At 55.2% G+C, this 14,377-nt stretch carries 14 protein-coding genes; 4 read left to right on the top strand and 10 right to left on the bottom strand.

The window, feature by feature from the left end:
- Positions 1–19: 19 nt before the first annotated feature.
- The 6 genes from AC6I8T_RS26785 to AC6I8T_RS26810 form a co-directional block, all read right to left on the bottom strand.
- On the bottom strand, positions 20–988 hold the full coding sequence (locus AC6I8T_RS26785; protein ID WP_021186470.1) for a sugar-binding transcriptional regulator: 969 nt from the start codon (positions 986–988) through the stop codon (positions 20–22).
- 121 nt (positions 989–1,109) lie between these two features.
- Positions 1,110–1,967 (bottom strand): phosphogluconate dehydrogenase C-terminal domain-containing protein, encoded by an 858-nt coding sequence (locus AC6I8T_RS26790; protein ID WP_208727254.1) that lies wholly within the window; start codon positions 1,965–1,967, stop codon positions 1,110–1,112.
- Positions 1,968–1,969: 2 nt separating this feature from the next.
- The gene (locus AC6I8T_RS26795; RefSeq protein WP_208727255.1) at positions 1,970–2,782 is read right to left on the bottom strand and encodes a sugar phosphate isomerase/epimerase family protein; all 813 of its coding nucleotides are present in this window, start codon (positions 2,780–2,782) and stop codon (positions 1,970–1,972) included.
- The gene (locus AC6I8T_RS26800) at positions 2,782–3,558 is read right to left on the bottom strand and encodes a triose-phosphate isomerase family protein (protein WP_208727256.1); all 777 of its coding nucleotides are present in this window, start codon (positions 3,556–3,558) and stop codon (positions 2,782–2,784) included. Before AC6I8T_RS26800 ends, AC6I8T_RS26795 begins: the two co-directional genes overlap by 1 nt.
- 3 nt (positions 3,559–3,561) lie before the next feature.
- Positions 3,562–5,307, bottom strand: a complete 1,746-nt coding sequence (locus AC6I8T_RS26805; RefSeq protein WP_497834879.1) for a dihydroxyacetone kinase family protein — start codon at positions 5,305–5,307, stop codon at positions 3,562–3,564.
- The gene (locus AC6I8T_RS26810) at positions 5,307–6,650 is read right to left on the bottom strand and encodes an MFS transporter (protein WP_208727257.1); all 1,344 of its coding nucleotides are present in this window, start codon (positions 6,648–6,650) and stop codon (positions 5,307–5,309) included. The genes AC6I8T_RS26805 and AC6I8T_RS26810 overlap by 1 nt, the downstream gene beginning before the upstream one ends.
- Before the next feature lie 434 nt (positions 6,651–7,084).
- On the opposite strand from AC6I8T_RS26810, the gene rpiB reads away from it, so the two are divergent.
- From rpiB to AC6I8T_RS26830, 4 genes are all read left to right on the top strand, one after another.
- On the top strand, positions 7,085–7,543 hold the full coding sequence (gene rpiB, locus AC6I8T_RS26815; protein ID WP_208727258.1) for a ribose 5-phosphate isomerase B: 459 nt from the start codon (positions 7,085–7,087) through the stop codon (positions 7,541–7,543).
- A gap of 31 nt (positions 7,544–7,574) precedes the next feature.
- Positions 7,575–9,566 (top strand): transketolase, encoded by a 1,992-nt coding sequence (gene tkt, locus AC6I8T_RS26820; RefSeq protein WP_497834880.1) that lies wholly within the window; start codon positions 7,575–7,577, stop codon positions 9,564–9,566.
- Positions 9,567–9,728: 162 nt separating this feature from the next.
- On the top strand, positions 9,729–10,076 hold the full coding sequence (locus AC6I8T_RS26825; RefSeq protein WP_208727196.1) for a type II toxin-antitoxin system RelE/ParE family toxin: 348 nt from the start codon (positions 9,729–9,731) through the stop codon (positions 10,074–10,076).
- Between the two features lie 8 nt (positions 10,077–10,084).
- Positions 10,085–10,384 carry a helix-turn-helix domain-containing protein gene (locus tag AC6I8T_RS26830; protein ID WP_208727194.1) on the top strand — a complete coding sequence of 100 codons (300 nt, stop codon included), beginning with the start codon at positions 10,085–10,087 and terminating at the stop codon, positions 10,382–10,384.
- A 71-nt stretch (positions 10,385–10,455) separates the two neighbouring features.
- Here AC6I8T_RS26830 and tal read toward each other — a convergent pair whose 3' ends face one another.
- From tal to AC6I8T_RS26850, 4 genes are all read right to left on the bottom strand, one after another.
- Entirely contained in the window at positions 10,456–11,406 is a 951-nt protein-coding gene (gene tal, locus AC6I8T_RS26835) for a transaldolase (protein WP_244634112.1), read from the bottom strand.
- Positions 11,407–11,479: 73 nt separating this feature from the next.
- Positions 11,480–12,733 (bottom strand): class II D-tagatose-bisphosphate aldolase non-catalytic subunit, encoded by a 1,254-nt coding sequence (locus tag AC6I8T_RS26840; RefSeq protein ID WP_021185451.1) that lies wholly within the window; start codon positions 12,731–12,733, stop codon positions 11,480–11,482.
- 9 nt (positions 12,734–12,742) lie between these two features.
- Positions 12,743–13,846, bottom strand: a complete 1,104-nt coding sequence (locus AC6I8T_RS26845) for a PTS fructose transporter subunit IIC (protein WP_021185452.1) — start codon at positions 13,844–13,846, stop codon at positions 12,743–12,745.
- 174 nt (positions 13,847–14,020) lie between these two features.
- Positions 14,021–14,341: a PTS fructose transporter subunit IIB gene (locus AC6I8T_RS26850; protein WP_497831350.1), complete on the bottom strand. Its 321-nt coding sequence runs from the start codon at positions 14,339–14,341 to the stop codon at positions 14,021–14,023.
- Positions 14,342–14,377 lie beyond the last annotated feature (36 nt).

The raw sequence follows: 14,377 nt of genomic DNA on the forward strand, positions 1-14,377 counted from the left end.
TCCACTGCAATTTCGGTATTTATTGTTTTGACAGGCTAAGAATAGTGCGAATATTTTGTGCCGTGGTGGCGATAATATCGATGGCACCGGTGCGTAGCGCGCCGAGAATCGCCATTGCTTTGGTATTCTCCGAGGCCACGGCGATGACACAGGGGATCTTACGGAGTTCATCAATACTAAGGCCAATCACCCGATCGTTCATCACAGTATCAACTTGTTGTCCCTGCGCATTAAAAAAAGCATAACCCGCGATGTCGCCAGTCACGCCCTGATTAACGCTGGCATCAATGATTTCATGGGGCGAGAACCAGCCCAGCTTCACCATATAACTGTTTTCATTCATATCACCGATGCCTACCAGCGCAATATCGGCTTTGCGTGCGCGATCCAGCGTCTCTTTAATGGTGCCGTTCTGCATAAAGGCATCTTTTAGCGCGCGGTTTTCCACGTAAGCCGGTGCATACAATGTTTCGCTGGTGCCACCAAACTTTTTCGCCAGACGGCGGCTGATATGGTCTGCATTGATGGCATCACCAGGCCGGTGTGTGCCACCGATCCCGCAGATGAACTGACACTGGCGCATTGGCACCTGGCCGGGATGATCGGCGACTGCCGCCACGTTGCTGCCCTGACCGACGGCAACCACGGTGTTTTCTTTCAGCGACTGCGCCAGATGGGAGGAGACCAGCGCCGCCACCTGACGGCGTTGCTCGTCCGTATCCTGAAGGTCCAGCGCGATCAGCGCGCGTTGCAGTTGTGGGAAACGTTCCAGGAGTTGTTGTTCGAGGCGGGTGCTAAATACCGGATGGTAACGCACGTTGATTTCAACGATGCCTTCTTCACGCGCGCGCTTCAGCAGACGGCCTACCTTAATGCGTGAGATACCAAACTTTTGCGCGATCTCTTCCTGAGTAATTTCGTCCTGATAATAGGCAACCGCAATTTCCGTCAGCAGCTCGGCATCCTGAGAGAGCGTGTTTTTATTCATGGGTTAACCTGCCTGACAGCGTGATATCTGAGTGAATCAATATGCGATAGGGGGGAGTTATATCACTGATACGACTCGCTTTACCAGACGGCGGCGCAGCGAGTCGCTATAGGCATCACGTTTAGCGGCGGATCGCGTCGATTTTCAGCATACGGGCGATCACGATATCCAGTTCTTTCTGATCGAAGATCTGTTTCCAGTCAGGTTTCACGATTTTCTCACGTCCGTACTCCATCGCAATCATACAGGCATCAGAGAACGGGTTGGTGGCACGGAACGCCACAGCCAGCGCAATCTGAATATGGCCGTACAGCATCGCTTTGGCGGCTTCTTCGGGCACGCCGCTGTGTTTCACGGTTTCATCCAGCGCTTCTTTCATAAAGGCACCGACCATACAGGCCACGGTTTCCACCAGCGTCGGCTCCAGATAAGCCAGTTGCGTCACCGTTACCCAATGGACTTGCTCTACCGGGCCATACATCACGCTGATGACTTTGCTCAGCTCGGCTTTTTGCGCGTCGCTACCGGTTTCATAAGACGCGGCAACATGTTGAATCGCGGCCACACCACCAAAGGCGTCGGCGTGTTCTTCCTTGGTGTAACGCGCCAGGAAGACTGAAGGGTGGCAGGGATGGGCCACAGCGTATTCAATGCCGTCGCGTTGCGCAATCAGGTTGGCGTACGCTGCTGCCGGATCGAGGGTCAGCAATACCGCACCTTTTTTCATCTGCGGCACAACGCCTTCAGAGACTTTTCCCAACACTATATCCGGCACCGCCAGAATCACCACGTCACTCAGGGGCACCACCGATGCCGCATCTGACAGCTCACGCCCCTGGGCAGTGACCTGTTCCTGCGCTTTGGCTGAGTTTTCACAGTAAAACACCTGATAGTCGCTTTTCTGGAAATTGGCAGAAATGCGCATGCCCATTTTGCCGCCTGCGCCAATAACGGTGATGGTTTTCAGTGTATTGCTCATGGTTATGACTCCTGATCTTGTTTACTACGTAAGAATTCCACGGTGCGGCGCGTCCATTCGGCTTCGCGCTCACAAGTAAGGGCTGCATCGTCCTGCCACGGCAGCCAGTGTTCGACGATCTGATTAATGTCCCGTTCCGCCGGGCGCACGCTGGCAATCATCCGGTCGTAATCGAGCAGGCCGTCACCCATCGGGCAACCGGCAAAGGTAAAGCCGACCCAACCGTCGCGGCGGGTGAAAGCGAAGTCTTTGATATGCAGATTGCCGACGCGCGCGGCGGTATTGGCAATCACCTGTTCCGGCAACTCCAGCCCGGCTACGCAGTTCGCGGGGTCAAGGCAGACGCACAGCCAGGGGGAGAGAAATTTGTTGATGACCGACATCATTGCGCCGCTGTTGACCTGCTCATAGGTTTCCAGGCACAGCCGCACCTGCTGACGGGCAAAATCCGGCAGCACGGCGGCGATAAGCGTACTGGCTTCTTCCAGTGACGGGCGATGGTCAGCGGTGTAGAACATCGAACGCACCACGCGGGCATCGAGGATTGCGGCCATATGCAGGTAACGGCGCAGATGCGCGGTGCCGAGGCCACGGGTGCCCAGCTCCAGCGTGATGCCCAGCGCATCCGCCTGCTGGCGCAGCGCCTGCAACTGTTCATCTGACCAGCTTTCAATCGCCGGGTAATCGCAGATCTGGAAAACCGACACGTCCAGCGCCGCCGTCTGCTCCAGCATCTGGCTGAGCGTGAGTGGCTGAGGGACTTTCGCTGACATGCGCCAGAAAAACGCATAGGTACTGAGTCCGATACGGCTCATTAACGGATCTCCTTCAAAAGCACACTGGCTTCATCAACAATTTGCGCCAGCGCCTGCGGGTCATGAGCAAAACGCCCGAGAAACAGCCCATCTACGCTGCCGCCCAGACGCTGAATCAATCCCGGCCCGGCGCTGCCGCCGTAAATCACCTGTAAGGTAATGCCTTGTGGCGTGGGTAACTGGCGCAGTCCGTCACAGACCGCCCGGATATAGCTGTCCGGTGCGGGCTGCGGCGCGCCAATCGCCCACTGCGGTTCGTAAGCAAACAACAGGCTGCCTTGCAAACCCTGGTGTTCCGCTTCTGCTAATGCTTCTGCCAGTTGCTGCGCACAGAGCGCAATCGCCTGCTCAGGATGGCCTTGCTGTTCTTCACCGATGCACAGCACCGGGGCCAGACCGTGGCGCAGTGACATCGCCACTTTGGCGGCGATCTGGTTTTTATCTTCATGGAAGTGACGGCGGCGTTCGGCATGACCAATTTCCGCCAGTGAACAGCGCAACTCCTGCAACATGCTGGCGCTGACTTCACCGGTCCATGCGCCATTTGCTGCCTGACATACGTCCTGTGCGCCAAAACGCACCGGGGTATCGGCAAAGATCTCAGCCACTGCCGGGATCGCCGGGAAGGCGGGCAATACAAACAACCCGATGTCGCCTTGTTGAATGGCCGGATGGCGTTGTGCCAGCGCGGCGACATCCCGACACCATGTCAGCGTTTGCTGATAGCCAAAGTACATTTTCAGGCTGACGCCAAGCCAGACTTTCGGTTGCGCCATCGATCAGGCTCCCTGCTCGCTGGTGGTTTGCTGTTTCAACAAATCACCCACGGTATTGACCACCATCGCCAGCGAAATGGCCCCGGCATCCGGGGTACCCAGACTTTTCTCGGCCAGCGGGCGTGCACGTCCCATCTTCGGCAGCAGTTGAGCGGTGGCCTGCGCGGCCTGTTCGGCCACCCCGGCTGCCGTCAGCCAGGCATCGGTCAACGACACGCCTTTGGCTACCGCCGTACTCAGGCTGTCGCTGAAGGGGACCAGCACATCCACCATAGTTTTGTCACCCACGCGGGCTTTGCCAAAATGCATAATGCCCTCTTTGGCGTGCCGCACACCGTTGGCGACGCGTCGCGCATCAGGTGCATGCTGATCGCCAATCGCGGTGCCGAGTGCAGTCAGCGCCACGCCCCATAACGCACCGGAGGTGCCACCGGCTTTATCCGCCCAGGCATCCGCTGCGCGACACAACAGGCTGCCCGCTCCGGCACCGCGAGCGGCGACGTCACGCGCTTTCGCCACGGCACCGAGTGAACCACGTTCCATACCAATGCCGTGATCGCCATCGCCTGCGACCGCATCGATATCGCCCAACTGCTGCGCATTGCGTTGCAGCATGGCGGTCACCGCTTCCAGTAGTTGCAGCACGCGCTGCGCACTCTCCTGCGATTCGGCGGAAGCGGGCGGCAGCGGTTCTTCCGCGCTTTCCAGACACTCCGCCACGCTGAGCGGCTCGGCGGCAATCACGCTACCTTTGCGATAGGCAGGGGTATTGGCCGGGGCGCGCCAGAAGGTTTCCAGTTCATCATCCAGCCACATCAGCGTCAGGGAAGCCCCGGCCATATTGAAGCTGGTGACAAACTCGCCGACATCCGGCTCCACCACCTGCAATTGCGCCTCGGCCAGCAGTTGTGCCACCCGGCGATACACCACAAACAGTTCTTCGTATTTCACCGAGCCGAGGCCGTTCAGGATTACCGCGACCCGTTGACCGGCGGGTTTCTCGATGCCCGGTGGCAGTTCGCCCAGCAGACGATCGACGAAGATCTCCGCCAGCACATCGGCGCGCGGGACATCGTCTTCTTTAATACCGGGTTCGCCGTGGATCCCCATCCCCAGCGCCATCCGTCCTTTTTCTACTTCAAACAACGGATGTTGCGCGCCCGGCAGACTACAGCCGGAAAATGCCACGCCAAATGACCGGGTACGTTCATTGGCGTGTTGCGCCAGTTTCAATACCGCAGCGAGGTCATAGCCGGCTTCTGCTGCGGCACAGGCGGCTTTGAACACCGTCAGGTCCCCCGCCACGCCGCGACGTTTTTCACGTTCGTTGACGCTGGCACTGGAGATATCGTCGGTGACTGCCAGCACTTCGCAGGCAATACCTTCAGCGCGCAGACGTTCACAGGCCTGGCCGAAATGCAGCACATCACCGGCATAGTTACCGAACATCAGCAGCACGCCTGCGCCGTTATGGGCAGCGCGCGCTACGTTGTAGATTTGCTGCGCCGATGGGGAGGCGAACAGGTTGCCCATCGCCGCACCGTGTGCCAGACCTTGTCCAACCAACCCGGCGAAGGCCGGGTAGTGACCGGAACCGCCTCCCACCACCACCGCGACAGTATCAGCCTGGCTGCGGGTGCTGCGTACCACGCCGCCCGGTACCTGACGCACTTTGTCAGCGTTTGCCGCGACAAATCCTTCTATCAGTTCTGCGGCAAAGGCCGAAGGTTGGTTAAACAGGTACGTCATTATTGTTGCTCCTGTGCGAGAGAAGTTGGCTGATGCAGAGGTTGTGGACGGCGGCGGTTAAGCAGCAACATCAGGACGGCTGACAGCAACATGAATCCTCCTACCACAAACATCGGCAGGGCATAGCTTTGGGTAGCGTCGTGCAGCGCGCCGGTGATATAGCCGGCAGAGAAACCGGCCACGTTGCCCAGGGTATTGATCAGGGCGATGGCGGCGGCGGCTGAGGCACCGGTCAGGAATTGCGTCGGTAAGGTCCAGAAATTAGGTAAGGCCGCAAAAATCGAGCTGGCGGTGATGGCGATCACCAGAATGGTGGTCAGTGGCGAATCCATGTAAAGCGCCAGCGGTACGCTGATGCCGCCCGCAATCGCCGGAATCGCGATGTGCCAGGTTTTGCAGCCACGACGGGTAGCATCTTTTGACCAGAAGAACATCACTACGGCGGCAATCAGATAGGGCACGCCAGTAATCAGCCCTTTCTGCATTACGTTAAAGGTGGTGCCAAACTGCTGCTGGAAGCCCGCGATAATGGTAGGCAGGAAGAATGCCAGCGCATACAGACCATAGATAAAGCCGAAGTAGATCAGGCACAGCATCCAGACTCGGCCATTGCCCATCACCGAACGTACGCTGTGGTGAGCTTTGTGTTGTTTCTGCTGATGCTCGGCGTCCAGTTCGCGGGTCAGCCAATCTTTCTCCTCAGCATTGAGCCATTTGGCCTGACGCGGGGAATCCACCAGCCAGAACAACGCCGCGATACCAATCAGAATCGCCGGAATCGAGACACCCATAAACATCACGCGCCAGCCTTCCAGACCGAACAAACCGTGTTGCTCAATCAGGCCAGCGGCCATCGGTGCGCCAAACACCACCGTCAGCGGCTGGGCGAGGTAGAACAGCGACAGGATCTTGCTGCGGTGGCGTGCCGGTACCCACATGCTCAGATAAAGAATTGCGCCGGGGAAGAAGCCCGCTTCGGCAATACCCAGCAGCAGACGCAGGGTGTACAAGCCTTCTACGCTGCTGACCCAGGTGAACAGCAACGACACAATTCCCCAGCTGATCATGATGCGAGCCAGCCAGCGGCGTGCGCCGAAGCGATGCAGCGCCAGGTTGCTTGGCACTTCCAGCAGGATATAACCGATAAAAAACACGCCAGAGGCCAGGCCAAACTGCAACGCGGTGAGACCCAGATCCTGGGTCATACCATTCGGACCGGCAAAGGAGATGGCGGTGCGATCAAGGAAGTTGATAAAGAACATCAGCGCGACGAACGGCACCAGGCGCCAGGATATTTTGCGGATAGCGGATTGCTCCACCGCCGCCAGATTTGGCTGACTCATAACGCACCTCCATGACGTGCGCGGTTGAACTTGATAAGTGGTGTTGGCCAGACGCAAACGGCGCGATGGCGGCAGGTGATACAGGGCTGATTACACATATTCGAGTCCTTCAAGGGTCTTCTTGTGCTTTGGTATCTGTAGCGAACAAATGAACATTACACGGATAAATGAGCAGCTCTCAAGTGCCATTTTTGAAAATTGTGAGACGGCTCATATGTTATGAAACTGATCAATAATTCGGAGTTCGTGGCGTAAAAAAGCGCTGCGCCTTGTTTTGTGCGGCTCTTGTGGCGGGTGGATGGCAATATTTCAGCAACAAAACAAAAGAACTCATATTGAACATATGAACGATATTGTGGCAGGCTGTAGGCGAAGAAGAGTTGATCGCCTGTGTTGCACACAGGCATGAGCGCATAACCTGCTGGAGAAGATGTATGAAAACCATTGCCATTGGTGCCGATGACGCGGCTATCGATTTGAAAAACCTGATTAAACGCTATCTGGAAGAGAAGCAGTACGTTGTCCAGGATTACAGCAACGACGCGCAGAATGATCGTCCGATGTATCCGGATGTCGCGTTTGCATTGGCAACCGCCATCCAGCAGGGCGAGCATGATCGTGGCATTTTGCTGTGCGGCACCGGCATTGGGGTGGCGATTGTGGCGAACAAAGTCGCTGGCGTGCGCGCGGCGCAATGCCATGACACCTTCTCAGCGGAACGCGCGCGCAAAAGTAACAACGCGCAAATCATGACGATGGGATCTCGCGTGATTGGACCGGAGCTGGCAAAGAATATCGTTAATGCCTGGTTGGCGTCGGAGTTTGAAGGCGGCGGTTCAACCGCGAAAGTCGAAAAAATTGGCTACTACGAACAGGTGTGTCAGGCGAAGTAACTCACCGCCATCTTTATCTCTGGAGAACCTTATGTCATCACGCCGTGAACGGGCCAATGCCATCCGCGCGCTCAGTATGGATGCAGTACAGAAAGCCAAATCGGGGCACCCGGGTGCCCCAATGGGGATGGCCGATATTGCTGAAGTGCTGTGGCACGATTATCTCAACCACAACCCGACCAACCCGCAATGGGCGGCGCGCGACCGCTTTGTGCTGTCTAATGGTCACGGTTCGATGCTGATTTACAGCCTGCTGCACCTTACCGGCTACGATCTGCCGATGAGCGAGTTGCAGAACTTCCGTCAGCTGCATTCCAGAACGCCAGGTCACCCGGAATACGGCTACACCGCAGGCGTCGAAACCACCACCGGCCCGCTGGGTCAGGGTATCGCTAACGCCGTCGGCTTTGCGATTGCCGAACGCACACTGGCTGCGCAGTTCAACCGTCCGGGCCACGACATCGTGGACCACAACACTTACGTGTTTATGGGCGACGGCTGCATGATGGAAGGTATCTCACACGAGGTGTGCTCCATCGCCGGTACGCTGAAGCTGGGCAAACTGGTTGCCTTCTATGACGACAACGGCATCTCCATCGACGGTCACGTCGATGGCTGGTTCACCGACGACACCGCAAAACGCTTTGAAGCCTATGGCTGGCATGTGGTGCGCGGCGTGGACGGTCACGATGCCGACGCCATCAAAAAAGCGGTGGAAGAAGCCAAAGCCGTTACTGACAAGCCATCCCTGCTGATGTGCAAAACCATCATCGGTTTCGGTTCCCCGAACAAAGCCGGTACCCACGACTCCCACGGCGCACCGCTGGGCGACGCCGAAGTGGCGCTGACCCGCAAACAGCTGGGCTGGGACTACGCGCCGTTCGAGATCCCGGCAGACATCTACGCTCAGTGGGATGCCAAAGAAGCGGGCAAAGCGAAAGAAGCCGCATGGGACGAGAAATTCGCGGCCTACGCTGCTGCGCACCCGGAACTGGCTGCCGAATTCAAACGTCGCATGAACAACGAACTGCCGGCCAACTGGGCTGAAGAGTCGCAGAAATTTGTTGAGCAGTTGCAGGCCAATCCGGCGAAAATCGCCAGCCGTAAAGCGTCGCAGAATGCCATCGAAGCCTTCGGCAAAATCCTGCCGGAATACCTCGGCGGTTCAGCTGACCTGGCACCGAGCAACCTGACCATGTGGTCCGGTTCTAAACCGATCAACGAAGATGCGGCCGGTAACTACATCCACTACGGCGTGCGCGAATTCGGTATGACCGCGATTGCCAACGGTATCGCCCTGCACGGCGGTTTCCTGCCGTACACCGCCACCTTCCTGATGTTTGTGGAATACGCGCGTAACGCGGCACGTATGGCGGCGCTGATGAAGATCCGTCAAATCATGGTCTACACCCACGACTCCATCGGTCTGGGCGAAGACGGCCCGACGCACCAGCCGGTTGAGCAGATGGCGAGCCTGCGCACCACCCCGAACATGAGCCTGTGGCGTCCGTGTGACCAGGTGGAATCTGCGGTGGCGTGGAAATACGCCATTGAGCGTAAAGATGGCCCGAGCGCGCTGATCTTCTCCCGTCAGAACCTGGCGCAGCAGGATCGTAGCGCTGAGCAGCTGACAAATGTGGCACGCGGTGGTTATGTGCTGAAGGACTGTGCCGGTCAGCCGGAACTGATCCTGATCGCCACCGGTTCAGAAGTGGAACTGGCGGTCGGTGCTTACGACCAGCTGACCACCGAAGGCCGTAAAGTGCGCGTAGTTTCCATGCCGTCCACCGATGCGTTCGACAAACAGGATGCGGCTTACCGTGAATCTGTCCTGCCGAAAGCAGTGGCTGCGCGTGTGGCTATCGAAGCGGGTATCGCCGATTACTGGTTCAAGTACACCGGCCTGAACGGTGCAATCGTCGGTATGACCCGCTTTGGTGAATCAGCCCCGGCAGAGAAACTGTTCGAAGAGTTTGGTTTCACCGTTGCCAATGTGGTCGCAACCGCGAAATCGATTCTGTAATCACCCGGGCGGCCATCAGGCTGCCCGATTATGTTTGCAGCGGTCTGATTGCCAGAAGATTGGCCACGCTGGAACGGATGACCTGTACCCACCTTTAGCTTGCCTTGATAAACTACAATCTATACTATAAAAATATAGACTACAGTATATAGGGATGACACTGTGTGGAAGGTCGAACTCAGTGACCTGTTTTATGACTGGTTACTACAGCAGGATGAAGCATTACGCGAAGACATGATCGCCGCACTAACCATGCTGGAACTGGAAGGGCCACATCTCGGGCGTCCTTATGTGGATACCTTACATGGTAGCAAACTGTCAAACCTCAAGGAGTTGAGGGTACAGAGCGATGGGAGACCGGTTAGAGGTTTTTTTGTATTCGACCCTGAGAGAAAGGCGATTGTTCTGTGTGCAGGAAACAAGAAGGGACGGGATGAAAAACGCTTCTACAAAGAAATGATAAAGACTGCTGAAAGTGAATATGTGCGTCACCTGGAAAAACTAAAGTGAGGAAATGCATGAAAACTCTGAATGATTTGAAAGCGGGTCTTTCAGCAGAAAGCCTCGCAAGAATTGATAAAAAAGTCAGTGAGATGCGCCTGGAAAGTCAGTTGTATAAGCTACGAGAGGCGTTAGACCGTACTCAGCGCGAACAGGCAGCAGCAATGGGGATTGCTCAGCCTTCGGTAGTGGCGATTGAAAGTCGGGGGGAAGATCTTAAGATCGCCACGCTGAAAAGATATGTCGAGGCACTGGGCGGTCAGCTTACCATTGGTGTCAACATGCCCGGCGGTGAGCATGTGGATTTTACCCTTTAAGTACCAGTATTAGTTCAGGAGCCGCCCTCCGTCCCTGTTTAATATTTTGGGCGGTCTCCCGAGCGAAAAGTTTAAAGATACTGCATCAGCAAACCTTCCAGACTATTCTGGTCCACCGCAAACAGGCGAATCCCTTCGGCGAGTTTTTCTACTGCCATCGCATCCTGATTGTGCGCCCAGTAAAATTCAGCTTCGGTGATGGCATCCGGTTTTGGTTGGCCGATTCCGTCCCAGGCCAGCGGGGCCGGGATGTTTGCCTCGCTTTGTTGCAGCTGTGCCAGCAGTTGCGGTGAAACGGTCAGGCGGTCGCAACCGTTCAGCGCCAGTACCTGTTGCGGCGTACGGAAGCTGGCCCCCATCACCACCGTCTGATAGTCGTGCATTTTGTAGAATTGATAGATTTTCCGCACCGACGCCACACCAGGATCATTATCGATGGTAAACAACGTGTCTGGATGGTTCTTTTGGTGCCAGTCATAAATACGGCCCACAAAAGGCGAAATCAGGAACACACCGGCATCAGCGCAGGCTCTGGCCTGGGCGAAGGAGAACAGCAGCGTCAGATTGCACTTGATCCCCTCTTTTTCCAGCACTTCAGCCGCACGGATCCCTTGCCAGGTCGCAGCCAGTTTGATCAGGACGCGGTCTTTAGTGATGCCCCTCTCTTCATAAAGGGCAATCAGTTCCCGTGCCTTGTGAATGCTGGCATCGCAGGCAAACGAAAGCCGGGCATCAACCTCGGTTGAGATCCGTCCCGGAATGCTTTGCAAAATCAATGCGCCGATGCTGACCGCCAGATAATCGGCCACTGCGGAGGGGAGTACGGCTTTGCCAGGCTGACGTGATTTCACTGCACTCACCGCCTCTTTGATCAGCTGTTGATATTGCGGCAACTGGGCGGCTTTATAAATTAATGAGGGATTGGTGGTCGCGTCTTCGGGTTGATACGCAATGATGCTGTCAATGTCGCCACTGTCAGCAACAATAATGGTGTGCTGCTTTAATTTCTCAAGCTGGTTCATAATCTTAACCCTGATAATGATGGATGTGCATAACAGGAAGCGCCAGGCTCCCTGTTATGACGTGATGAAAAGATTATTTTGCTTGAGCGACGCGCGAGGTCAGGCCAGGCATATTGAAGCATTCCGCTTCGTTCTGGATCATGTCTTTAATTTTGTTCACGACATAACGTTCTGGCTCCACGCCAAATGCGCGCAGATTGGCAAACAGGGTTTTCATCTCTTTCACCACCGGGGGCTTTTCATAATTATAATGGCCGCTGAGTTCAAGGATTTCTTTCAGTAACTCCGGCTCGTTGAAGATCTGCTCTTCAGACTTATTCTTATGCTCGTCGGTCATCCATTTTTCCCATTTGTGGCTCAGTACACACTCGCGGGTCAGCACACTTTTCAGGTTAGACGCTGACTGGATAAGTCCTTTCGCGGCTAAATCTTTTTCGACTTCGGCCAGTTTGAGGTAGGCGCGGGTTTCAATGGTGCCATAAGCCGGGGCGACGTTCATGGCGGTGATCCCCAGCCCCGGATGTTTCAGCAAAATATCATCCGGCAGGTAGTCGCCATTATGTTCTTTCAACCCCACACCGTAGCGGGTACTGATTGCCGACAGTTCAGCGGATTGGGTGTCATTGAAGTGTCCGACATTTTTGGTCAGACGCGTCAGGGTGCCGGTTTGTCCAACGATAAACAGCGGTTGCGGTAACCCTTCGGCAGAGAGCCGTTTATTCAGTTCGATAATGAAACCTTCATAGGCGCTGATGTCAGTCAGGCCACCGTTGGTTTCTTCTGTTCCCACTTCATAGAAAAACTCTTTCAGGTTGTTGGCTTTACGGTAATCTTCGCAGAAGCGGATCAGTTCAACGGTACGGCTCAGCACCAGTTCGATATCGATAACTTTACCCACCACATACGGGTCTTTGGTCGGGTCGATATGCAACAGGTCAAACCCGGCATCCATATCGACCTGATAGGAACGACGTGCCAGCTTCATCGCTTCCGCTTCCGGAATATGATCCTTACGTTCTTTGTCACGCTGCCACGGGCCGCCGTGGTCCCGGCACAGGAAGTAGTCGCCATCAAACCCCACCTTCTCTGCCATGGCTTTGAGATCGGCGGCAAAGCGGAACTGGTCCCAGTTATTGACGTAACCGGCACCGAATTCATCGGCATCGACCTGATTACGGCTGGCAATAAACATCAATGGCAGGTCTTTTTCTTTGCCCAGTTCAAAACATGCCTGAATAAGGGCAGGTGACATCGGGCCTATACCCAGCATCGTTGATTTACCACCGTTGACGATATAATCGACGTACTGCTTCATGGTATTTTTCATGACAACTCCTTAGGCTTTATTCATATCAGAAGTGATAGTTTTCTTGACGGTTTCGTTTTTAACCGCGTCGCTAATGTTGGGACGTAAAATATGCAGACAGATAGCAGTGACAATGACGCCAATGGCCATATCGATGACGTACCAGATTGCGCCTTTATTTACGCCAGCAATGGCAATTAATCCGCCATGCGGCACCATGGATTCAACGCCGTGAATCATCGCCAGACCGGCACCGACGGCGCTGCCGATAATAATGGAGGGGAGTACGGTTTTAAGGTTTTTAACTGCAAAGGGAATGGCGCCTTCGGTAATCCCGATTAACCCCATAAAGGCGGCAGAGGTGCCCATACGTTTCTCATCTTCGGCCCATTTATTGCGGGAAATAAAGGTTGAAAGCGCAATACCCAGCGGCGGAATAGCACAGGCGATACGATAGGCACCGTTCGGGCCATAAATCCCCTCTGCCATTAATGCCAGGGTAAATGCCGTGGCGGTTTTATTTACCGGCCCACCCATATCAAAGGCAGCCATTGCCCCGAGGATCAGACCCAATACCAGGCCGCTGCCCCCCTGCATATTTGACAGCATCGACACCAGCCACTTCATTGCCATCCCGATGGGGCCAATCAGCACGTACAAATAAAGCATGCCGACCAGGCAGGAGGTGACGATAGGAATGATCAGGATCGGCATCACCGGCATCAGTACTTTGCCGACTTTCCAGGTCTTGACCCATTTAGCGACGTAACCACTCAGGATACCGAGCAGCATCGCGCCAAGAAAACCGGTCACCACATGGGCTTCTCCCAGCGGTGTGGCAGCCATAAACCCGGTGACTAAACCCGGTGTCAGACCGGGTTTACCGGCAAGGGAGTAGGCAATATAGGCAGCAAGTACCGGGATCATCATGCCGAGCCCCGCACTGCCGATCGCCCCTAAATTCAATAAAAACGGATTGGTGACGACAATCCCTTTACCGGGCGTGGGTTCCCCCCCCACCAGAGAGAGCGCCAGGCAGATCCCGCCCACCACCACCACTGGCATCATGTATGACACACCGGTACTGAAGGCTTTGACTAAATCATCCTTAATGGTTTTCATCTTATCCGACATGTTTATTCCTCCCGAACGCCCTGTTTTCCACAATCGGTGCGCTGACTTAGCGCGTGTTTATCCGCAGGCAGAATGGCCCGGTTGCAGAAATACGGCGTTCACAGAAATCTATGAGATGTTGTATTACACGATTATTCCGTCGTTAAAATAAACGGGGTCTATTTTATTCAGACGTTATTGTGTCAATTGTTCGGCTTTATCAATGATCGCAGCCGGATTACGAATCACCTCTGCCGGATTCAATGAAATAATACGCCCGGCGTCCTCTTTTTCTTCAAAGCGTTCGACACCTTCAATGCCAATCGCCACCGCCAGAATGACCACATCCGCGTCAGCAATTTCATCTTCACTTAATTCGTTTTCAATTCCCATGCCGCCTTGCGTCTCGACTTTGACGTCATAACCTCTTTTTTTGCACTCCTGCTCAATCGCTTCCTGCGCCATATAGGTATGTGCAATACCGGTAATACATGCTGCGACTCCGACGATTTTCATCATTAACTCCTGGCTATGCTTCTTTGGCTGTTTATT

The sequence above is a fragment of the Pantoea sp. X-Soil-OKNW-556 genome, from assembly GCF_059730695.1.